Source organism: Christensenella massiliensis, assembly GCF_040409835.1.
Taxonomy (GTDB): Bacteria; Bacillota; Clostridia; order Christensenellales; family Christensenellaceae; genus Christensenella; species Christensenella massiliensis.
In genome coordinates this window covers 1991354-2013146 of sequence record NZ_CP117826.1, presented here as the reverse complement: position 1 = coordinate 2013146, position 21793 = coordinate 1991354, and the positions used below count along the sequence as shown (strand labels likewise).

The 21793-nt window shown below is 52.7% G+C and carries 27 protein-coding genes; all 27 read right to left on the bottom strand.

The features are described from left to right. Positions 1-33 precede the first annotated feature (33 nt). On the bottom strand, positions 34-1671 hold the full coding sequence (locus PUP29_RS09785) for a VanW family protein (protein WP_079546097.1): 1638 nt from the start codon (positions 1669-1671) through the stop codon (positions 34-36). A 218-nt stretch (positions 1672-1889) separates the two neighbouring features. Continuing rightward, the gene (locus PUP29_RS09780; RefSeq protein ID WP_079546098.1) at positions 1890-3683 is read right to left on the bottom strand and encodes a VanW family protein; all 1794 of its coding nucleotides are present in this window, start codon (positions 3681-3683) and stop codon (positions 1890-1892) included. Between the two features lie 21 nt (positions 3684-3704). Then, positions 3705-4097 (bottom strand): secondary thiamine-phosphate synthase enzyme YjbQ, encoded by a 393-nt coding sequence (locus PUP29_RS09775; RefSeq protein ID WP_079546099.1) that lies wholly within the window; start codon positions 4095-4097, stop codon positions 3705-3707. Next, positions 4094-4735 carry a redox-sensing transcriptional repressor Rex gene (locus PUP29_RS09770; RefSeq protein ID WP_079546100.1) on the bottom strand — a complete coding sequence of 214 codons (642 nt, stop codon included), beginning with the start codon at positions 4733-4735 and terminating at the stop codon, positions 4094-4096. The genes PUP29_RS09775 and PUP29_RS09770 overlap by 4 nt, the downstream gene beginning before the upstream one ends. Before the next feature lie 271 nt (positions 4736-5006). Continuing rightward, complete coding sequence (locus tag PUP29_RS09765; RefSeq protein WP_079546101.1) at positions 5007-5570, bottom strand: DapH/DapD/GlmU-related protein; 564 nt, start codon at positions 5568-5570, stop codon at positions 5007-5009. A gap of 11 nt (positions 5571-5581) precedes the next feature. Continuing rightward, positions 5582-6760, bottom strand: coding sequence for an iron-containing alcohol dehydrogenase (locus PUP29_RS09760; RefSeq protein ID WP_079546102.1), 1179 nt, complete (start codon positions 6758-6760; stop codon positions 5582-5584). A 170-nt stretch (positions 6761-6930) separates the two neighbouring features. Beyond that, on the bottom strand, positions 6931-7440 hold the full coding sequence (locus PUP29_RS09755; protein WP_353423182.1) for a DUF4190 domain-containing protein: 510 nt from the start codon (positions 7438-7440) through the stop codon (positions 6931-6933). A gap of 280 nt (positions 7441-7720) precedes the next feature. Further along, positions 7721-8641, bottom strand: a complete 921-nt coding sequence (locus tag PUP29_RS09750; protein ID WP_353423180.1) for an AEC family transporter — start codon at positions 8639-8641, stop codon at positions 7721-7723. A 157-nt stretch (positions 8642-8798) separates the two neighbouring features. Then, positions 8799-9083, bottom strand: coding sequence for a phage holin (locus tag PUP29_RS09745; RefSeq protein ID WP_079546104.1), 285 nt, complete (start codon positions 9081-9083; stop codon positions 8799-8801). A 13-nt stretch (positions 9084-9096) separates the two neighbouring features. Further along, positions 9097-10167, bottom strand: a complete 1071-nt coding sequence (locus PUP29_RS09740; RefSeq protein WP_353423178.1) for an N-acetylmuramoyl-L-alanine amidase — start codon at positions 10165-10167, stop codon at positions 9097-9099. A 44-nt stretch (positions 10168-10211) separates the two neighbouring features. After that, positions 10212-10526: a hypothetical protein gene (locus tag PUP29_RS09735; RefSeq protein WP_079546106.1), complete on the bottom strand. Its 315-nt coding sequence runs from the start codon at positions 10524-10526 to the stop codon at positions 10212-10214. Positions 10527-10541: 15 nt separating this feature from the next. Beyond that, a complete protein-coding gene (locus tag PUP29_RS09730; protein WP_079546107.1) occupies positions 10542-10964 on the bottom strand; it encodes a hypothetical protein in 423 nt (140 codons plus the stop codon). Continuing rightward, positions 10961-11326: a hypothetical protein gene (locus PUP29_RS09725; protein ID WP_079546108.1), complete on the bottom strand. Its 366-nt coding sequence runs from the start codon at positions 11324-11326 to the stop codon at positions 10961-10963. Before PUP29_RS09725 ends, PUP29_RS09730 begins: the two co-directional genes overlap by 4 nt. Before the next feature lie 12 nt (positions 11327-11338). Next, positions 11339-13102, bottom strand: coding sequence for a tail fiber protein (locus tag PUP29_RS09720; RefSeq protein ID WP_079546109.1), 1764 nt, complete (start codon positions 13100-13102; stop codon positions 11339-11341). A gap of 102 nt (positions 13103-13204) precedes the next feature. Further along, positions 13205-13960 (bottom strand): hypothetical protein, encoded by a 756-nt coding sequence (locus PUP29_RS09715; RefSeq protein ID WP_079546110.1) that lies wholly within the window; start codon positions 13958-13960, stop codon positions 13205-13207. Between the two features lie 15 nt (positions 13961-13975). Further along, positions 13976-15907: a hypothetical protein gene (locus PUP29_RS09710; protein WP_079546111.1), complete on the bottom strand. Its 1932-nt coding sequence runs from the start codon at positions 15905-15907 to the stop codon at positions 13976-13978. Between the two features lie 45 nt (positions 15908-15952). Next, entirely contained in the window at positions 15953-16555 is a 603-nt protein-coding gene (locus PUP29_RS09705; RefSeq protein ID WP_353423174.1) for a hypothetical protein, read from the bottom strand. Positions 16556-16648: 93 nt separating this feature from the next. Further along, the gene (locus tag PUP29_RS09700; RefSeq protein WP_079546113.1) at positions 16649-17671 is read right to left on the bottom strand and encodes a hypothetical protein; all 1023 of its coding nucleotides are present in this window, start codon (positions 17669-17671) and stop codon (positions 16649-16651) included. 326 nt (positions 17672-17997) lie between these two features. After that, positions 17998-18408, bottom strand: a complete 411-nt coding sequence (locus PUP29_RS09695; protein ID WP_079546115.1) for a hypothetical protein — start codon at positions 18406-18408, stop codon at positions 17998-18000. 1 nt (position 18409) lies between these two features. Then, positions 18410-18550 (bottom strand): hypothetical protein, encoded by a 141-nt coding sequence (locus PUP29_RS09690; protein WP_353423173.1) that lies wholly within the window; start codon positions 18548-18550, stop codon positions 18410-18412. 45 nt (positions 18551-18595) lie between these two features. After that, positions 18596-19378, bottom strand: coding sequence for a hypothetical protein (locus PUP29_RS09685; protein WP_079546116.1), 783 nt, complete (start codon positions 19376-19378; stop codon positions 18596-18598). Positions 19379-19803: 425 nt separating this feature from the next. Next, positions 19804-19989: a hypothetical protein gene (locus PUP29_RS09680; RefSeq protein WP_079546117.1), complete on the bottom strand. Its 186-nt coding sequence runs from the start codon at positions 19987-19989 to the stop codon at positions 19804-19806. Between the two features lie 107 nt (positions 19990-20096). Beyond that, a complete protein-coding gene (locus tag PUP29_RS09675) occupies positions 20097-20507 on the bottom strand; it encodes a hypothetical protein (protein WP_079546118.1) in 411 nt (136 codons plus the stop codon). Between the two features lie 173 nt (positions 20508-20680). Next, positions 20681-20920 carry a hypothetical protein gene (locus PUP29_RS09670; protein ID WP_079546119.1) on the bottom strand — a complete coding sequence of 80 codons (240 nt, stop codon included), beginning with the start codon at positions 20918-20920 and terminating at the stop codon, positions 20681-20683. Then, complete coding sequence (locus tag PUP29_RS09665) at positions 20917-21438, bottom strand: hypothetical protein (RefSeq protein ID WP_353423172.1); 522 nt, start codon at positions 21436-21438, stop codon at positions 20917-20919. The genes PUP29_RS09670 and PUP29_RS09665 overlap by 4 nt, the downstream gene beginning before the upstream one ends. Continuing rightward, on the bottom strand, positions 21384-21551 hold the full coding sequence (locus tag PUP29_RS09660) for a hypothetical protein (RefSeq protein WP_353423171.1): 168 nt from the start codon (positions 21549-21551) through the stop codon (positions 21384-21386). Before PUP29_RS09660 ends, PUP29_RS09665 begins: the two co-directional genes overlap by 55 nt. A gap of 35 nt (positions 21552-21586) precedes the next feature. Then, entirely contained in the window at positions 21587-21793 is a 207-nt protein-coding gene (locus PUP29_RS09655) for a hypothetical protein (RefSeq protein ID WP_079546121.1), read from the bottom strand.

Sequence of the window (21793 nt, the reverse complement as noted above, 5' to 3'; positions counted from 1 at the left end):
TTGTCAAGCAGTTTGGCCCGTTCTGTACGGGGTTTACCCTGCCTGCACATCGCCGCCCGCATTTTCGGCCGGGGCAGTCGTCTCCGCCGGCGGGGATGGAGATGAACTGGGCTGCGCGTTGGGGTCCTGCGATGGCTGCGGGTCCTGCGACGGCTGCGGATTGTTTGCCGCTTCCTCCGCTGCCTTGAGCTCCGCCGCCTGCGCCTGCACCTCTTCAAGCGGCGTCCCATCCGCCGGAATGGGTATCCCGCTCCCAAGCTCTACGACCGGAGCGATCGCGCGGTAGGTCGAGGTCGTTACCTCATACCAGTCGCCGACCGGCTCGTCCGTCTCTTTATCAACCTTACGTGCATAAATCGTATATTGCGTACCCTCTTGTCCTACTTTCGTTTTTTCAATCCCGTATTTATCGAGCTCCGGGTTCGTCTTATATTCGATCGCCGGCAGCGGCTCCTCGCTTGTGAGCTTCTGGTCGAACTCCAGATAATAATCCCGGTCCTCCGGTCCCCAAATCTCCACCGTTATTTTGGAATCCGGGATATTGCATTTGATGATCATGACCATATCGGATTCATACGGATTTCTTACCTTGAAATCCGGCCCGCCCGTGGAGATCGTCGCGTCCATTCCGTCCGGCACATAGTGCGCCATGATGGTATGCGGGATACGCGCCACGATATCCATTTCCGCTTTGAGCGCCGCGTTATACATGGTGGACGATACCTGACAGATCCCGCCGCCCGCCTGATCGGTATAGGTTCCGTTTTCGATGCCCGGTGCGAGCGCCCAGCCGTTTTCGACCGTCCGGTCACCGGCTGTATCATTGATCGAGAATACCTCTCCCGGCTTGAACACCGCACCGTTCAGGATATCGCTCATTTTCCATACATTATATTTTCTTGCTTCGCTGCCGCCTACAGTCGTGGTCGCCGAGCCCATCAGCACCAATTCACCGTTCGGCGCTTCCGTGCTGCCCTTCACGACCTCCACCGCAACGTCGAACGGTTCGAAGGACTTCGTCTCGATCTGGTTCCTCACCGTAGTCTTGACCGCCTCTACATCGACGCTCCAACCATCCTGCGGCTCCTGCTTTACGATCGTTCCGCCCGTCGTCAGATCATCCTCGTCTTTTGTTTTTTCCACCGCGTAGGAGGCATCCACCGCCTCTTTGCTCCAGCCCGCTCCGTCCGTATCCATGCGCGAATCGAAAGCTGTTTCGTCCAGTGCATACGTCAGCGGGAAATCCTTGGGTTCAGGTGTTCCAAACACAAGGTCCCACCGCTTGCCTTCCCGGCCATAGAGCATGGCCGCTGTAAGCTGGCCCTCATAGTCCACAGAGGCTCCGAGGTCCGTCAGGGCATAGGTATACTGCTGCCCCTGTATGGTAAACTGTACCTGCTGTCCCTGCATTTCTTCCACAACGGGCCTCAGCTTTTCCTCCCCCTGCGCATAGGTAAGGCCGCCGACATCCACCCCCTCGACGGAAACTCCTTCCATAAACGTTCCCGTTTCGAGGAGCTCCTGCTGCTGTTCGGGCGTCAGCGTTACGTCCGAAAACATAGAAACACAAAAAATGACCGCGAAGACCGCTGCGGCAACCGCCGCGCCGAAGATCACGATCCGCTTCTTATTCACTACCCTGCGTCCCCGCACAGGCCTATAATTCCTCATGTATGCTTCTCCTGCTAAAACTCCGATTCTGCAATAATACTATTAATATAACGCATCACCCGGGTATTGTAAACGTCTCTTGTCATTATTCAAATAATTTTCATATTTCCGCTTTTCCGTCTTGTTTTATGCCGCCGCTCTTCAGGATGCCTGCAGAACCGAATAAGCCCGCTTTTTAAAAGCGGGCTTATTTTCTCCATACTGTTTTTATTTTATGTTTATGCGACTTCTCCCTCCGCTGCCGGAGGCACCTCCGGTGCGGGTACGTCCGGTGTGGGCGTCGGCGCCGGCTCCGGCGTTGGGGCGGGCGTCGGTGTGGCCGGCGTTTCGGGCGTTGGGGCAGGCGTCGGCGCTGCGGCTCCCGTTCCCCTCCTGATCTTCGCGGGCTTGTTGTCGTACGTCTCTATGCTGAATTTCTCCGTTTTGACGAGATTCCCCTCCGCATCATAATAGTGCTTATAGGTCTGGTACTTTTTCCCGATATGCTCCTTGATGATCGTCTGCTCTGTTCCGGCGGGCAGGCTCGGATCGTCGATATACTGCACCTTGCCGCCCCCGAACGTATCGATCAGCTCGGAGGTAAACTCCCGCCGCAGGCCGTCCTCAAACTTCGGCCCATAGATTTGTATGCGGATCGTCCGCGCATCCTGTCCGTCGCATTTCGAAATGATATAGATGGGCACATCATAATTGTTCTGTATCACGAAATCCGGCGCGCCTGTCGAGATCGTCGCATCGAGTCCGCCCGGTACATATTCGAGCGGCCATGAATGATGCGAACGGTCCACGACCTTTACCTCGGCGCGCAGCACCGCGCCGTACAGGGTCGAGCTCGTCTGGCAGATGCCGCCGCCCGCTTCCTCCTTATATTCGCCGTTCGAAATACCCGGCGCGCCTTTCCAGCCGCGGCTGTAGGTGCGCGGGCCTGCCTCTTCATTGATGGACCACGTTTCACCCGGCAAAATCTCTACACCGTTGATGATATCCGCCATCTTCCAGATATTATACCGCCTGCCGTAATCCGAGCTGGCATATTTCGTTTCAAAATCCCCGATGACTGCATAAGTCTCTTTGATCTGGTCAATCGTGAGCTCCGGCTGTGTGACCTGCGTATTTGCGGTAACGGGTTCAAAGTTGTCCTGCTCAAGCTGCGCATAAATCGCTTCCGCAAGCTCTTCGTCGTTTACCTCAAGGCCCGTCACTTCCTCCTGATAGCCGATCTCCGCATCCGAATACAGTTTATCCTCGTCGCGCAGCTTATTGACGACTACCGCCGCATTTTGAGCGGGAATATTGATGTTTGCATCGTTGGCCTGAATGGATGCAAGGATGGCCGCCTTATCGTATGTGACGGGCAGCTCGATCTCCACGCCCTGCGTCTTTGCCGCATCCACCGCCGCGAGCCGTTCGGCAAACGTTCCCTCGCGTCCGTACAGCATTGCCGCCCGGAGCGCCTCGTCTACGTCTACGGCGGCGCCGAGCTCTGTACCCGTCAGGGTGTAGACGGAATCGTTCACTTTATAATCGATGGAGATATCCTTCAGCGCTTCTTCTATCTTCGCTTCAAGCTCCGGGCGCGCCTCTTCCATCGTTTTTCCCGACAGGTCTATCCCTTCCATCGATACGCCCTCATAAAAGGTCCCGTTATCGACGATTTGACGGACATCGTCTCCGGAAAGAGTTTTGCTCGGTCCGAAAAACAGCCACACAAGCACAGCGGCAGCCGCAGCGGCCGCAATGATCACGGCAAAGAGTACTTTCTTTTTCGTGCTCCACGGCTTCCTGCCGCTGCCGGGTCCCTTTCCCATCTTATTATTCCCAAACGTTTCTTTTCTCTCCATACGGAGAGTCTCATGCGTTTCCTCATCGGGTTCCGGCTTCTCATCCGCAGACGGCATGGCCGTTTCGCCGTCCTCCCGCGTCGGGTCTATTTCCGGCACCGCATTCTCCTGTCCTACCTTGCGCGCAGTATGCACCCGTTCTTCCCCGTGATTTCCTAATTCTCTGGACATAAGCTTATCCTTTCGTGCGCTTTATTTCGAACTCATTGTAATAAAGAACCGGCGATCCCGCGGCCCGTCAAATTCACAGAAATAGATACCCTGCCAGATACCGAGGCAAAGCTCGCCGTCTTTTACCGGCACGCTGACATTATTTCCCACGAGTATCGTTTTCAGGTGTGCGGGCGAATTGCCCTCCGCATGGCGGTAAGGGAGCTTGGGCACCAGCTCCTTAAGCGCCCAGATCATATCCGCACAGACATCAGGGTCTGCATTTTCCGTGATCGTGATGCCTGCTGTCGTATGCGGCGAATGCACGAGCACAACGCCCTCCTGCAGCCCGCTTTTTGCGACCTCCTCGCGGACAGTACGCGTGATGTTGACAAACGCTTCCTTTTTATAGGTTTGAAGCTCGACTGTTTTCATATCCCCGTTCCTTTTATCTTCTCCTTTAATTTATAGGACAACACGTACAGGCTGTCCGAAAGATGTACGTTCTCTACCGCGACGCCCCGGCGCACTGCAACGTCTGTCGGCGCAAAATTCCAAATAGCCTTGATCCCAAAGCTTACCAGAAGGTCTGCCGATTGCTGTGCATATTCCTTAGGCGTACAGATAATGGCAATATCTATGTTCTTTTCCTCTAAATACGACGAGAGGCGGGCAACATCCATTACCTCCCGTCCCAGCACCTCCGTTCCCACCTTTGCCGGGTCGTTGTCAAAGATATCTACCACATTGAAGCCCTCGAGCATAAAATTTTTGTATCCCATCAGCGCCTGTCCGATACGGCCCGCGCCGATGACGATGACGTTATAACGCTGGTCAAGACCCAAGATACGTGCGATCTCTTTCTTGAGCTTTTCCACACTGTATCCGTAGCCCTGCTGGCCGAAGCCGCCGAAGCAGTTCAGATCCCGCCGGATCTGCGACGCATTGAGCCCCATTTCGATGCTCATCTGTGACGACGAGATCTTATCGATCTTTTTGCTTTCCAGTTCTTCCAGATATCTGTAATATTTTGGCAAACGGCGAATGACCGCCGGTGAAATCTTTTCACTCACAGACGTAACCTCCTATTATATTTGTTATAGATATAGTCAATTTTATTATACTACATTCATGATTTTCTGTGTGAAAAAATTTTGCAATTTTTTCACAGCTTACCATATTTTTCTGCGAAAAAGCAAAAGCCGGTCCCATTTTTGAAATGAGACCGGCTCTGTACTTAGGCCGCATATCTTAAAATCATGCTTTTTCTCGCCATACATACCGAAATGCATTATTTTACGGCACATTCGTATTGTTCAGCTGCCCCGGGGTCCCCCGCCGCATTTATACCTGCCTGATGGCCTTCGCCGGCACGCCGCCCACCACCGTGTTTGGCGGTACGTCCTTCGTTACGACGGCGCCGGCGGCAACGATAGCGCCGTCTCCAACGGAAACGCCCGGCAGGATGGTTGCATGGGAACCGACCCATACTCTTTTCCCGATATAGATCGGTGCCGGTATATTGTCCGTCCTTTCCTCCGGCTTTCTGCCATGGTTGATCGTCGCCAGCACGACCTGAGACCCGATCAGCGCGCCGTCCCCGATATAGATCCCGCCCTGATCCTGAAAATGGCATCCGCAGTTGATAAAAACATTTTTGCCGATGTGGATATTTTTCCCACAGTCCGTATAAAACGGCGGGAACATCCGAAACGATTCGTCTATGGGGCCCCCTGTGAGCTTTTCCATCAGGGTTCGGATCTCTTCCGGCTCATGATATCCCTGATTGAGCACAGTCGTGATCTTCATCGCCTCAAACGCCAGCTGTGACATGTACCGATGCTCCTCCGATCCTCCGACGACTCTTTTCCCGCTGTTCATCCACGCCAAAAATTCATTTAATTCCATGCTCCTGCTCCTTACCGGTAAGCCCTCTCGAATACCGACGCGCAGTCCTCATCCGTCATTTCGCAGGGATTGGCAAGGAACAGGCCGCCCATCGTTTCACGGGCGTTGACAGCCAGCGTCATGCATTCGCTTTCATTTATTCCGTAATCGCTCATTTTCAGGTCTGCTACACCGCAGTCCTTCTGGAGACGCGCCAATGCGGTGACAAAATCCTCCGGTTTATCCGCATCCGGCATTCCCATGACCCGAGCCATCTTAATAAACTGCCTGTCACAGGCGTGACGTTCGATAAAAAATTCCGCAAAAGCTTTCGATATCATAATAAGTCCCGCTCCATGCGGAAGCTTCGGATGGTAGGCACTCATCGCGTGCTCCATCGAATGCTGTGCCGTCGTGCTGGTGAGCTGCATGGTGATACCTGCCATCGTGCTTCCGTAGGCCACATGCTCCCGCGCTTCAAGGTCGTTCCCGTCCGCCACAGCCCGCGGAAGATAGCGTGCGATATGCTCGATCGCCGATAGTGCGATCGTCTCGCTGAGGATGTTGACACCCTTTGACATCATCACCTCCGTATTGTGGAACAATGCATCGAAGCCCTGATAGGCAGTATATTTCGCCGGAACGGTCCTCATCAGTTCCGGGTCTACGACCGCAAGCACCGGGTTCAGCTCCGGGGCGCCGCCAAAGCCTATTTTCTCATGCGTATCCGTTTTGCTGATCACGCCCCAATTGTTGATCTCCGATGCCGTGCCGGCAGTCAAAGTGATGGTCACGATCGGCAGCGGCTGCTGCGTGAGAGGCTGCCCTTTTCCCGTTCCGCCGCACACATAGTCCCATAGGTCGCCGGGGTTCGTCGCCATCGCCGCGACGGCAACAGCAGAATCGAGGACCGCTCCGCCGCCGAGCGCCACAATAAAATCACAGCGTTTCTCTTTGGCAAACGCCGCCGCCTCCATAACGAGCTCTTTCGTGGGATTTTCATGGATATTGGCGCAAACGGCATATTCTGCGCCCGCTTTCTCAAGCTGCGCTTTTGTTTTTTCGAGCGCACCGGAGGCCTCCGCCGATTTTCCGTTCGAAATCAGCAGCAGTGCTTTTTTTCCGGGCAGCTTTTCCTCCCCGAGCCCATTCAGCTTTCCCGCCCCAAAGAGCAGCTTTGTTGGTGTAAAAAGATCAAAATCCATATTCATAATTGTTTCCTCCTAATCTATTTGAGCCAAAACGCTTTTCTATTTCCCATTTAGAGTAACACTTGGAGTATACTCTAAGTCAATAGGATATTTTAAAATAATTTGGAAGCACAAAAAAACGCCGCATCAGCGGCGTTTTTTCGTTCATTTTTAAATCGCTCCGGCTCTTATCACCACCACCATGGGCTTGTTACGGCGCTCCATGCCATTCCGATCAGTATCGTCACGATCAAAGCGACTATGATACCAATGATCCCGCATACAAGGCCTGCCGTTGCCATCCCGTTCGGCGTTTCTTTTCTCGAAAGAATATAGAAAATGATCGCCAGTGCATTGACCACAAGACCGAAAAACGGTACCCAACAAAGAACCAGTCCCACGATACCGCACACCATAGAGGCGACAGACATGCCCCGCGCCACCCCCTGCTGCTGGTATTGCGGCTGATACTGCGGCGGCTGATACTGCTGTTGCTGCTGATATTGCTGTTGCTGCTGATATTGCTGCTCATACTGCGGTTGTTGAGGCTGTTGAGGCTGTTCATACTGAGGCTGGCCTCCCTGTCCCTGTTGTTCATATTGCGGCTGCTGGGGCTGCTGAGGCTGCGGTGTTGCATTCCCGCAATAAGGACAGGCCGCCATGCCGCCGTCATACTCCTGATGACATTTTCCACAAATCATGATCGATCGGCTCCCTTCGTTTATTCCCTTTATTTATAACACATTTACCATTCTTTATCAAAGAAATATTCTTAATATTTTGTGACAAACAGAAAACGAAATCCTTAAATCGCAAAACAGTTGTTTTTTGCTACGAAAAAACGCAGGTATACCGTCCAAGGGCTGTCGTTCCCGGAGAAAGGACGCTTCGTGCAAAACCATGCGGAATACCGGTTGATTCCGTCATAAAAATATAGCTTCCTGTCTTTTCCAGCAAAGGAAGCCGCCCTGTTATAAGAAGCTATCCCGCGATATGCATGGTCATCAAAAGCAGGGTGATGAGCGCCGTACTGATGGCAATCGAGCAGGAATTGATCATACTGGCAAGCGCCACATTGCCTTTGCAGCGCTCCGTAAAAACGGGAGCCATAGACGCGATCGGTCCAAACAGCAGAATGACCAGCACCTGTCTTACTTCAAGCGGAAACGGCGTGCAGAAATAGACGATACTTGCAAAAACCGCCGCCATACCATACCGCCACAGCAGCGTCGTTGCCGCATCTTTGATATACTGCTTGTCGAGCGTCAATTCAAACATCATACCAATCATCAGCATCGCAACGAATGCATTCGCTGCACCGACAGCCGACGATACCGTCAAAACAAATTCAGGCAGCTGAATGTTTGCTATGGCCAAGACCAGCATAATGATATATACGTCAAATGGAACGGACGCGAACAGGGTCTTCAGAAAACCGCCGGCTCCGCGCTTTTCCGCTTCTCCGGAAACAGATCTTGCAAGCGCATAGGTTCCTCCCGTACACATGACTGAATTGCCCGCATCAAACATACAGGTCGCCACTACGCCGTAGGCCCCGAGAAAGCTTTGAACGAAAGGAAGCGTAAAGCAGCCGATATTATAGCCCGCAAAATTGATCATATAGAATATTTTTACATCCCTGCTTCGCCTGCGGGCGGCAAACATCCCGGCTGCCGACATGATCAGATTACCGCCAAGTCCGATAAAAATCAGCCACAGCAGGGAAATGTCGAAGCCAAAAGATGAAAAACTGGTGATGACTGCACCCGGCAGTGTGATATTGAGGGCGATCTTTGAAATGAGTACATAGTCCTTAGGCTTGAAAAAGCCGACCTTTTTCAGAATATAACCTAAAACAATGATACAAATAAGCCCTAACGCTTTTAGCAGTACTTCCGACATCCGGCGTCCTCCTGATTATACCCGTTCATTATATACTTTCCCAAAGCGCAGCGCAATAAATATAAGACTATTGTGTTTTTAAAAGCTTCCCGGCATTATTCGCGGCTGTCTCCTCTTTTTCGTTTTCCGCACAGCCGGGAAGCCCCCGCTCATGTTCTCAGCCCTTCGGCTCGGTATATTCCTGCGCCTGTTCGCTGTCCGTGATCCCCTTTGTCGTCGGATCGGTCAGCACTCCAATAAACGACAGGACCGCCATGACCGCTGTGCCGATCAGATACGGATTCGTGAAGAACTGTACGAATACGTTCGCCACACTATCCCATGTCGTCAGGTCCTCAAACCCAAGCCCAAGATACGCAAGGACGGGCGACAGGACCACGCCAATAAGCCCGATCCAAAACTGCGGGCTTTTCGCCCGTACTTTCCAGTTGATCTTACTCATTTCATCTCCTCCTTTATTCCCACAAAATCTTCCACGTTTTCGGCCCAATCACGCCGTCCACTTCTCCAATATCCCGGCCCTCGTTTTTCCTCGCCTGCTGGAACCGTATGACTGCTTCTTTCGTACTGTTCCCGAATACGCCGTCTATCCTGCCCGGCTGTGCAAGGTGCTTTTCCAGACGCTCCTGCGCCTGCCGCACATCGTCTCCACGCATCATGGGAGAGGTCAGCTTTAAATTGCGTGTCAGCGTTGGGATAGACGCCGCGGGCGCGCTCTTTTCCGCCCACGTCCCGCCGAGCAGCGGCGCTGTGTTTTTGCCGACCTGTCCGTCCACCGTCACGCCGCCGTTCTTCTGAACGTCTCTTACGGCAGCGTCCGTCTTTGTTCCGAAGTTGTTGTCGATCCCGGTGCTTCCCAGATCATAGCCCATCGCAAGCAGATTGTTCTGGATAGAACCAACAACCGCTTCCTTGCTCCCTTTCTTCACAACATGGTCAAGTGTAAATGGCTTTTTGGTGCAGGCCGGCTGTGCGGGCGGCGTGGCCGGGCTTTGTTCCGCTCCCCCGGCAATGGAAAGGACCGCGTCCGTGATACCCTGTACGATCTCCCCCTGCTTGCTGTCAAACAGCGCGTTGTCTCCCGCGTTGTCGATGAAGCCGCATTCAATCGTAGTCGCGGGCATCGTCGTATGGGAAAGCACGTATGTGTTTTTATCCTGCACCTTTACGCCGCGGTTTTTGAAGCCAACCGCTGCAAGCGCGTTTTGAATTGCCTGCGCCATCTCGCGCGACTTTGCGGAAGCGCTCGATACGATCAGGCATTCAGCGCCCGTACCGCCGCCGGAGTTTCTATGGAACGCGATAAAATAGTCTGCGCCCCAAGCGTTTGCCCTTTCCGCAATGTCTTTCACATTGATCAGCACATCGCTGTCCCGCTCGAGCTTCACGTCATGCCCCGCCGCCCGCAGCTTTTCCGCGACCGCCGATGCGTACCGCAGGTTGTCCGCTTTTTCCTGTCTCCCGCCGATGCCTACGGCCCCGCTGTCCGTGCCGCCATGCCCCGGATTGATATAGATCTTACTCATATTCTTTTCCTCCTTCTTTGAAATAAAAAAGACGCTGCTGCGTCTCATTTGACCTCTAACCTCTTCACGTCCTCTACAAGCTTCCGTACCGCTCCATTCCCGCCGAGCGCCGTATACTGCTTCAAAAGGTCGTCGAGCGATTCCAAACTGTGGATGCGTACACTGCCCCGCTCGAGGCACCTGTCGCAAATGCGGATCAGCTCTTCCCGCAAAAGGCAGCGCACACCGCCCCGGATGGCCTCCTCTTCCCTCCTGTCCCGGTTCACCTTTGCACGCAGCCGCCCGCCCAGAAACCCGATCACAAGCCCCGCGGCCGTCAGCAGCAGCGACAACAGGAAATCCAATATCTGCGGATTCATCGTTTTCTCCTGTCGTTATATACTTGGAAACCAGAAGTCAGACTTGATCCACCGGCACTTATAGGTCCCGTCAGGAAACATGACCGTAACTTTTCCATCCGTTCCAATGGATAGGTCGATCAGATAGAGCGTTGACCGGTCCGCTTTCATTGCAATGGCAGGAACTACCACGGTACTGCCCGGCCTGAATCCCTCAGGGAATGTGCCGATCACAGAGGTATTTAAGACGGCGTCCGTGTCGGCCGCATATTTTACCCTGTAATTCACGAATACGAGTCCGTTCATTTTCCGGATCACTGTATTTGTAAATTCAATATTTTCCTGACCGGGAAACGATGCCGATATTACATCGATATCTTCCTGCGCCGCATAAGCTTCCGATGATTTTCCTCCCAGCCGTTCTGCGTCTGATATCGGCCTTGTCGCTTTGATGCTCATACTTTTCCCTCCGTTTCATCTGTTTTCGCCATGAGCCCATCCATTTCTTCCTGCGTCAATATCCCTTTTTCCACAAGAAGCGCGGAAAGCGCATCGAATTTTTCCGCCTTTTCCTCTGCTGTTTCCGGTAATGTATCGTCCGCCTTTTCCGAATCGGTACGCAGCATAAGCCTGCCGTCCGAAATCTTGTAATTATAGTGTCCGTCATTATCCTGCAATACCCGGCCGCAATGAAGTGAAAAATCATATTCCCCCTCAAAGCTTTCTGCCGCGATATCTCCCTCTTTCGGTTCTTCAAACAGGTCAAGATACATAGCCGTAACGATATTGTTTTCGTCCGTGCTTACATAAAGGTTATACATGTCTTTTCCTCCTCAAAGCGTTTTCCATGCCGTCCACACGCTCCCGTTATATGCGCGGACAGAAGTTTTTGCATCCGTGACGCTGATAAACGTTTGTGTGATATATTGATTGGACTGGTATACCTGCAGCGTTCCGTACGCCCCCGCATAGGGCGCATGTTTATCTGTTCCGGAACCGAATATCCCGTAGCTTCCGTTTTTCGCAATGTTATTGAAGTCGGATTCGGTCGCGTTGCTTCCTGCGGTAAAAAGCGCGAGCCACGGTGTGATCGCCTGTCCATCCTCCCTCGTCCTAAAATATGCCCTGTTTTGCACACGGGAAAAATACAGCTGGACCGCGTATGTATTCGCGATAAAGACGATCAATACTCCGTACGCGTCAGACGACGGCATATTCTTCGCCGCAGCAGCCTGATAGACGCCCGGTTCGGCAAAATAGTCGTTCAAGTCGTCCGATGAGGTCAACTGCTTTCTGTAATTCAGAGAATCGGCTGCCGCCGCGAAATATTCTGGCAGCTCTCCTCCCAGCTTCTGCGCGTTTTCGACCTCCGCGACCGTCACGTCGCCGTCCGCGTCCGGCCCCTGCCCGTTCACAGTGAGCACACGGCCCGCCGGAACCATATATACCCGGTCGATATACGCCGTTCCCGGAAACGCGGCGTCCGAATAGACGGTGATATTTCCGTCTCCGTCCTTTTCCATCTCGAACAGGACGGCTTTCATCTTCCCCTCCTCCGACGTGTCATACAGCGCCGTCAGCACGCAGTATTCCCCGCGCCGGTGTTCGTTTTCCGGGATAGAAAGTGTATAAACGCTGTCCTCCCCCAAAATCCAGTCTGAAGCGGAAAACTCCCAGATGCACGGCGGAGCCGTCACGCCGATCTCTCCATAGGTCTTATCGTATTTGATGATATAATGACACACCAAATACGGCTGCAGGTTGTTGTGCGCTCCGCCGCCGCCCTCTATTACCCACGAGGTCGTTCCCCCGCCGTTTGCACCTCCGCTATAGGGCAGGCAAAGAGAGCCCGAGCCGGAACCGGCATCCGGCGACGCCCTGAATCCACTCGATGATATAACGTTCGCGCGAGGTATTTCCAAGTTTGTCAGCGTATGCGTCTCTTCTCCGCCCGTTTTGCCGAGCGCACCGAACGTTCCTGTATTTTTCCCGACTGCTACGCGCCCCCGCAGGTCGGGTACGCGGAACGTTCCCTCCGCGTCGTCTTCCCCGTTATATGCGGTGCCAATCACCTCAAACAGCTTTAAGTAATCCCCATTCGCCGGATAGCTCGCGCCGTCGCACCACAGATATCCGTCCGGCAGCGTTTCCCCGCCAAACTGCTTGATCGTACCCACAGGCTCCGCGTCGCCCGCGCCTCCCCCTCCGCCTCCGGCCGCATCGATCGCATCCGATACCGCTCTTTGGCTCATGACCTTTGTTTCACTCCGGCCCTGCACCTGCACGATATCTTCTTTCGGGATACAGCTTTCGATCTCTGATTTCAGCTTATCCCGAAGATAGTTCAGATTGCTTTGCACCGTATCGCCCGCGCCGCTCTCGACTGCCTCCGCGCCAATGTTCCCCGCGCCGCCGGTTCCCATCGAGGCGTCCACCAGCGAATTGTGCTTCGGCACGACCACTTCTTTTGTCAAGCGGTCAAAGGCCGCTTTCAGCTCCGCCGCGCTCACGCCCGCCTCGCTCGGCTCGTCCGGCAGGCTCGCCACGTCTTTTCCCGTATAGTCCTGCTCCGTTATTTTGTAATCTTGTAGTGCCATATTTTTCCTCCTAACTCGCCTTATTAAAAAACTCCGCACATTTGGATCAGCTTCCTATCTTTTCTCCAAATTGTATCCGGCACCTCTCCCTAAGATTCATGTTTATTTTTTCTGTTTTCCGTAGGGGGATTTTCCTGCTTTCTTCAATGCTTCACGCGCTTCGGCCTGCGTTCTGTACCATTTCCCCGTAGCATTTAGGTAATACCTTTTCTGCCATGCATAAGGGTCCCGTCCGGCGGCCTTATCTGCGGCTTCCATTGCGCTTCGTTTCTGATACTCTGTCATCGTTCCGCTATTCCCGGTAGAGCCTCCGCCTCCTCCAGAGCTTCTTCCCGTCTTCTTCTGTTTTTCCATATCCCACTGCTCCTGCGCGCGTTTCTCCGCCTGCTCCTGCAAATAAGCCGCCCAGCTGTCGTTCGCCCGTGCCCATGCGTCCGCATTCTGGGCCGCTTTGATATCGCTGATGTTTTTACGGTATGCATTTTCAAGCTCCGTCATATTATTCTGATAGTTTTGCGTCAGGTCTCCATATTGCTGGTTATAGCTCGTCGTTGCCGCGTTCCGCGAATTTTGATAGGTTTTCAGCAGATTTCCATACGTACTTTCCGTCATGCCTCCGCGGATCCCCTGCGCCGCGAGCGTCACAGGCATATCCCTCATCGCTTTCTGCTGGCTGACATACGCGTCCCGCATTGCCTGTTCCCGCACCGTGCCAAGCTGTCCGGCGCTTCGGTTATAGCTGCTGTCCAAATTCTTTTTGCTCGCATTGTAATTTTGTGTCTCCGTATCCATCTGTGCCTTATACTGAGACCCCAAATCGTTCAAATACTGTGTATAATATTCATTCAGTGATGGCATTTTGTTCCCTCCGTTTTATTTGATCCTGTTCTTTGTATTAAAGTGCGCGATGATGCCCTGCAGCCCGAATCCCTCTTTTTTCTCGCCATTCTCGAACCGAAGCTGCGTCGTGATGAGCTTTTTTGCTTTCACCGTCATGGCCGCCGTCAGATCGTCCGCGTTCGTGTTGAATGAAAAACGGCGAAAATCCATGTCCGCAAAGGATATGATGTCCACCGTCCGCTCGTCGATCAGCTGCCATGCTCCGTCTATGCGGATATACGTCTTGAAAGAAGACCTCGCATACGGCTGAAGCCGTGTAAACAGATAGCGCAGCGTCTTAAAAAGATCTCCATAGGAAAAGTCGATGGTCGGCGTCGTCCAGTAGGCCCTGATCGCCCGGTCCTCATCCATATAGCTCGCAGATATCTTTTCGCGCGCCATACGCATCACCGCGCCGTCATCCGTACCGAACAAAAGCTCCTTGCCGCCGTCTCCCGTTCCCCATACACGGACGGGCATATCATCCCAGTAATACCATTCATATTGATATTGCTCCGCTCCTTTCCCGTCATAATGCTTCTGGGCCGCATCGGCTACAAAGCAAACGCCGTCTACCGCAAGATATAGATATCCGCCATGCACGATGCCTACGGCATTTTTCAGATCATGTCCTTTCAGCCGCCGGTCGATGAGCGCGCTCCTCGTCTGTGCATATTTTTCCGCAGTCACCGCATTCGTCGTGACCGCGAACACGCCTTCTTCCGAGAGGAAAAGGTGGTCGTCCCTTAGGTCGCAGAAGCAGTATTTCGATACGGCGCCCACACCGGCGATACCCTGCTGCATCGAATATACGATCTTTTTGTCCTCGCCGTCCTCCCACAGCGTTCCGCTCATCAAAAAGGCGGTCGCATCCTGATAGTTGTTTTCCTTGATAACGACAAGATATTCTCCGGATTTTCGATATCCCATGATCGCTGTGTTTTCCTGTCCGACTACCGCATAATTCGTATCCGGAAAATAGGTCGGCTCCGATGGGTGAGAATAATAATGATAGTTGATATACTGCGGATTGCCTGTCAAAAACGCTTGATCGTAACTCGATAATCCAAACAGCGTCTGTACCGTGCAGTTCCCGATCGTATCCGCGTATCCGTCCACTGCTTTTGCCGCCGTGATGCGCACGTTGTCCGCGCCCTCCTCCGGCGATTTTCCCGGTGCCGTTTTAAACGTTATCGCCCCCGTCTTCCGATCCACCGTGAAATCTGTATTTTCCGTCTTTTTCACCCACGCGCCGCTTGCGGAAAGGATCTCCGCCGTCACTGTATCCGCATCCAGCGGACAAAAATCCAGCATAAATACCTTTTCCGCCGTTTTCTCTGCCGTCACTAAGAAAGAGTTTTTCCGCCATTTATTCAAACGGTTCACCGCTTCATACGCTTCACCGCCCGGATCTGCCGTTCCCGGATTCCGCGAGATGACCGTCGTCGGGATATATACGTTCGCGCTTTCCGCCGTCTTTTCTATCGTTTCGCCATCACAGCAATAATAATTTTCTCCGTCAAGCAGCCATAACGTGGGCTTAAGCGCTCCTGTTCCGTCTGCTTTCTGTGCCGCGCTCATCTGAAACGCGGTGGAACGCGCGTCGTTCATCTGCTCTGAGAGCACCGTGTCCTCTTCCGGCGTATCGCCGCATAAAATAAATTTTGTTCCCGCGTGTACGAAACGGTAACGCTTTTCCGGCGTCGCCAGTTCAAATATCCCGTTGATCCGGCCATCATATTCCGCGATCTTTTCATATCCGAAGCGCTTTACGGGCTGTCCGTTCCGGTCGGATATCATGTTCAGCATATCCGGCGACCGTTTCAGGTCCACATTTCCGCTGTATGTTGAAAAATCCGCGCCCCTGAATTGTTCGATCACGATGCGCCCCGGCTCCCTGCGCTGCGGTACGCTTACCGTTTTCATCCTGTTCCCTCCTTTTCCTTCCTACGCCGCCGCGGCGTAGCCGCTTCATATCCATCCTGTCGTGCATACGTACTCCGTTTCTCCTGCACGCACTGCATCGCTCCACAATCCCTCCAAACGCTGTGCATATTCGTTCCAAAGCATAGACGCAATGGAAGCATCGTCGTCCTTAAACAGGGAAGACGCCATACAAAAGGGTATCAGGTTTGCTGCACCCGGAGGCAGCTCCGGTACATAATCGTCCGGCGTGCTGTCCGTAAATTCCTCCGGGGCGGCGTGATAATAGATGTGGAACCGCCCTTCGAACGCCCCGTCTACCCATAAGGTGTGCCCATCCGGCAATATCGCGCACGGCACGCCTCCATCTGCATATTTGTCTGCAAACCTCATAAACACGATCCGGCCGTTCTGCTTCGTCAGCTCCCGCATATCATATTCCTGCGCCGCTTCGCTCTCTTCCTGTTCTACGGTATACTTTCGGATATCCGGAAGCGCCCGCGCAATGTCATACAGCGCAATGTTCGCCGCCCCCGGCATCGCAAGTATATAATCCTTTAGGTTTCCGTCCGACGCCGGGACCACACTTCCTTTTTTGGAATAGGAATACATCAGCTTCAGGCATTCGTCTCTGATCTCTTTCCAAGTCATTGCTTCCTTCCTTTCTTTTGCGGCGCGGGAATGGGCCTCCGCCCATTCCCTGCCGCCGGCTTTCCGGGGCATGCTGCCCGCTCGCCGTTTTTCTTATGCCGCCGCCTTGATCAGCTCCACAGCATTTGTGTCGGAGGCGACTCCGCCCACCGCAAACGCGCGCCAGTCGTTAAAGCCGGCAATAAACCGCGAACGGCCTTTCCAAATGTTGTTGTCCGTGTTTTCATCCACATAAGACTTCACCGCAAGCTTGATGCGGTCTAACCATACGGCCCCGCCGCATTCCGTGTTGTAATTGCTGTCCATCATGATCCACGGCTTGTCTTTTGCGTCTATGAACTGGTTCAAATACTGCCAGATCACCACATGGAACCGCCCGAACGTGTAGTTGAATCCATTGTTTGCCGTGTTCGGGTCCTTGTCCGCGCCAAGCGCTGCAAAAACGTCTTTTTTCAGCTGCCAGTCATTCGGTATGATAATCGTATCCGGCGCAATCGCCAGCACCTGTCCGTTATCGTCGCGGAAATCCTGCATCCGGCATTCCATCGCTGCCAGCGTATCCGCCGAGAATGCGTCCTTGAACAAATTAGACTGCGCGTCTCCCTTTACCTTAGCGGGGTGGTTGTGCGCAAACAGCTTTTTGCCGTCCGCGCCTGCCGTGGAAAATTTCATTCCCCGGAACTTCATGCTTGTTCCGCTGATGCCCCCCGCGAGCAGCGCGGCGCCAAACTGTTCCCGTGTGCGTTGATATCCGCTCACGAATGCATAGGGCTTGCTGCGCAGATCAAGCGCTTTGCTGTCCTCCACCATTTCCTGCGTCACCGCAAACGAATCTTTCCAAGTCACATGCTCAAGGACCTTTGCATACCCCTCCTGCATCTCGTCCTGCGGATAAGCTCCGCCCTCTCCCGTCGGCATAAAGCCGTTCATCGACGTCATACCTGTCAGCTTCTCAGAGAAATTTTTGGAATCGGCTGTCATAAACACATTGGGAAGCGCCGACTTTTCCTCAAACGCTTCCACCTGCTTCTCTACAAACATTCTGATCGGCTGTTGGCTTTTCCCATAAACACTATCGTTGATACCTGAACTTTCTGAAAATACAATACCTGCCATTTCGTCCTCCTTTACACTTTTGGCTCATTTCCGGCTTGTGCCGAAAAATTCACTTTTCGGGCAAGTCGTCCTCTTCCCAGCACAATTCACTTCGTTCGAGTTGTGCTGGATTCCCTACTTTTCCTCTCTCGCCCTGCCCACAGGGCATGTCCTTTTGTTCGTTCCTCCATAGGGAATAGAAATTGCGTCGGTTTTGCCGACGCAATTGATTTGCGCGCCACGGCGCCGGAACACAGGTCATTCGGGAATCCCCCTTGTTCAGACCGCGCTCCTTCTCTTCAACTATTACTTATTCTCAATTCCCTATCGTCCGCTTGCTTGTTCCATCACCCCGCCGCCGCGGTATCGGCGTCGAGTATCCTGCCATATACAGTGTCGCCCACAGCGTTTCCATCCTCAAATCCCGTGATGGTAAATACGCCTTTTGTCGTGGTCGCCGTCACGCGGACCCCGTCCGCAGCGAGTGTTACTGCGTCGCCCGCTTTCAGTGACGTTCCTGCGGCCGAGAGCTCTGCTGCAAGCTCCATATGCGGATTCACACGCACTACCGGCAGCGGCTCCAAATCATCCGCCGCACTGTTTTTCATACAGATGAATATCGGCTTATCCGTCGCCGCGCATGCTGCTGCGGTTCCATTCGCCAGCTTGATTGCCTGTCCGATCAAAAATGCACTGGCCGCATTTGGGATCAGTTCGAGCGGCGTTGCGCTCGTAATGTCATACTTGTGTAATTTCATCTTACTTTCCTCCTTTCGTTCCGCTTCTCAGGTCATTTCCTTTTTTCACAACGGACTTTGCCTTTTTCTTCGTTGTGAAAAGTGCCTCCACCCTTTGTGTGCCGTTGTTGTTGATCCTCCCGGCATACGTGTCTTTTTTCATGCTGTTTCTCCTTTCTGTGCCGGTTTTCCCGGCTTTTTTGTGTGTTCAGTCCCGCCGCCGCCAATGTGCAAGGATCTCCGCGTCCGTCGCTTTTGGATTAATCAGGCGATATTGCTCTAAAACGTCTTGCGGGATACTTTCTCCCGTTGCGCTCCCTATGCCGCCCAATTTTCTAAGATGTTCTTTCCCCTGCGCACTCAGCGCCGCACGTCTCGCCGCGGCGGCACGGCTCTGTGCAATAGAATCCGTGGCATAAGCCGCATAGGCGCGGTAAAGCGGTACGCCGGCGCCCGCCAGCTTGATTATCTCCTGTGAATTCTCCAGCTTAAAAAAATCATCCGGCGTCCATGCGTTCGCTTCGGGAAAATGCTCGTTTAATTCCCGCAGCTCTTCTGCAAATCTCTGTTCGTTTACGCGCTGTATGAACTCATTGTCTGCCCGGCTATCGTTCACAGCTGCTTTGCGCACAGGCATCTCTTGGTTCATCTCCCGCATCTGATGGAAATCCTCATAGCCCATCTGCCGTGCAAACTCATCATTTTCCCGCTGCAGCTGTTCGATGCGTCTGCGTGCGCTCGCGGCTATCCTGTCCGCCTCATAATTGCGCGGCGGTTTCTCCTTTGCTTTATGCACGGCTTCCTTTTTTCCGCGTATCTCCGCACGTTCCCGCGCAGCCTCGTCGGCCCGTTCCTGCTTTTCCTCCATTTCCTTATGCGTCTCTTCCAGCGCTGCTGAGATCGCCTCCCCGAATTCTTCGTCAATGCTCGCTTCGCGCTGTTCTTCCTCGTTTTCCGTGCCGTTTAAATCCTTGATTTCTTCATTTTCCATAGTAGGTCTCCTTTTTTCGCTTGGCAGCGTCCTTTCTTTGCTTTTAGTCCGTTTCCCCGCATCTCACATACGGGCGTCGTTGTGGATTCGCTTCGGGTCCCCCTATCTCATCTCACACTCCGCTGACTCGTGCGTCGCTTCCCCCGCCCATCAGGGCGGCGCTCCTCCTCGTCCCTTTTTTCGCTTGGCAGCGTCCTTTCTTTGCTTTTAGTCCGCTTCCCCGCATCTCACATACGGGCGTCGTTGTGGATTCGCTTCGGGTCCCCCTATCTCATCTCACACTCCGCTGACTCGTGCGTCGCTTCCCCCGCCCATCAGGGCGGCGCTCCTCCTCGTCCCTTTTTTCGCTTGGCAGCGTCCTTTCTGTATCCCTTGCAGGCTTGTTCCCGTTTGCGCTGGGTCCGCGTCATTATCTGCCCGCAGGCCTATGTCAGCTTATGCCGCAGCTCTGCTACCGTCCTGCTGTCCTCCGTTACTCGCTTTCCCGCATAATTTTCACATTGTGGATTCACGCAATATTGCCTCTGCAATAAAAAAGCGTCGCTGCCTTCCACAACGACGCCCCCGCTTTCAAGCCGCAGGTCGGTTCCGCATTTGGGACATTTTTCCATTTTTCCTCACCTCCCTTCCGTGGTTCAGCACAACAAAAAAGAGCCCGGTATTCCCGAACTCTTTTCACTTCTTCCACAATAGCATTATACCACAAAAGTGCGACCATTTACATGACATCCGTCCGCCAAAGCCCGACATCTTCGTAAAACAACTTTATTATCCTATCATATCCTCCGTCCTGATCGGGACCGGCCTCCCGTTTTCCGCCCAGATCCGCACCTGTGCCGCCGCAATGCCGTCGTTTGCAGACAACGGCAGCGCCTCCTCCCGCGCCCTGCGCCATCTCCATCACTGGCTCCCGCAGGAAAAATTCCATGTTCGCTTCCCGCGTCGCCTCCTCCCCGCTCATGCCCTTTGCCGTCAGGCCCCGGCGGTATTGCTCGTAACGGCTGTCCTCTCCCATCACATACAGGTCCGCCAGCGTCCGCATATAACTGCTCACTCCTGCTTCCGTTGCTGAAAGCCCCGCTTGCTTCAGCACTCCCCGAAAATATCCGTTTACAAATCCCACTTTCATGATATAATTTTACTAGACATTACCGAGGATTTCGGCGTACGGGTTAATCCCCGTAGAGACTGGATATGTCGTCGGTAATGTCTTTTATCTGTGTAATATCATAAAACAGTTGTTTCCATCATAGAAAAAAAGAAGCGCTTCTGCGCTCCCTCTTTTTAAAAAAATAAAAAACTTTACTGCACCCCGTTTGACTCTTTTTTGCGTTGTGCCATTCGACCAAAATAATATTGATCAATGTCAAAATCAAGGCCATAGGCCGCCCTTTCATCTTCCCGCAAATAGTCATGGATAATCGTCAACACTTCCATATAAGCAAGAATTTCTCCATTTACAAATTCGCTTTCCTCCTCTTTTAGAAGCTCCTCTATCCATTCTTTCACTTCACCAATTAAATCCAAGGCTAATCCATTCATTTTATAACCCCTCTCTCTCGTAAAATTCCCTGCATAATAGACGCTTCCTGCACATTTCGCATCGCATCTTTTTTCCACTTTTTTAAATAGCCTAACTGTTCTTCCAGAAATTTTTGATTCCAATCTTCTATATATTTTTCCGGGTGCGCTATCTTATCATGGTGCAGTTCCACTTGGTAAACATAGCTGTTATAGGCTTTATTTACCTGATTATCTTTCCATTTCAGAGCGTCTGCATATTTCCCATGGTGCTTTCTGCCCTCTTTTGCCGTGATATACGCGCTGTCGCTTATCATTATATCACCGTTATCGCTTACTTCATACCACTCGGAATTATCTTGTATGAGTTCCGGCAAAGAATATCCTTGTGGAATTTGACTGTCTCCGTTCCCACCTTTGCTGAAAACAATATTGTCCTGCGGTATCTCTACTTCTCCCCCGGAAAACCGCACGCCCTCCGGCGTCACATATTCATATTCCATCCCCGGTGCGTAAGCGTATTCCGGACGCTGCTGCAAATCTTCTCCGCCGAACAGCCCCCCGCTCCCGCGCCGTCAGCCCGTTCGTCTCCTGTGCGAAACTGTCCTACATCCTTTCCCGCGCCATAAACCACACACAAAAAAGGGAGCATAGCGTTATGCTCCCTTTTCCTCTTATATCCCCTATTTAATTGTTGTAATAGATACTGTCATAAACCCGCTGCGCTTCCCGTCCAAGATCGTTCAGATTATAAAATTCGTCAAATCCCTCTCGATCTATAAAAAGATGTAATTCCAATAAGATTCGATCAACATCTTCTTCTCTAAATAATTCTTCCCAATTATCAAAATTATTCTTAATAAACTCACGATCTTTTTCCCTAAAATATAACAT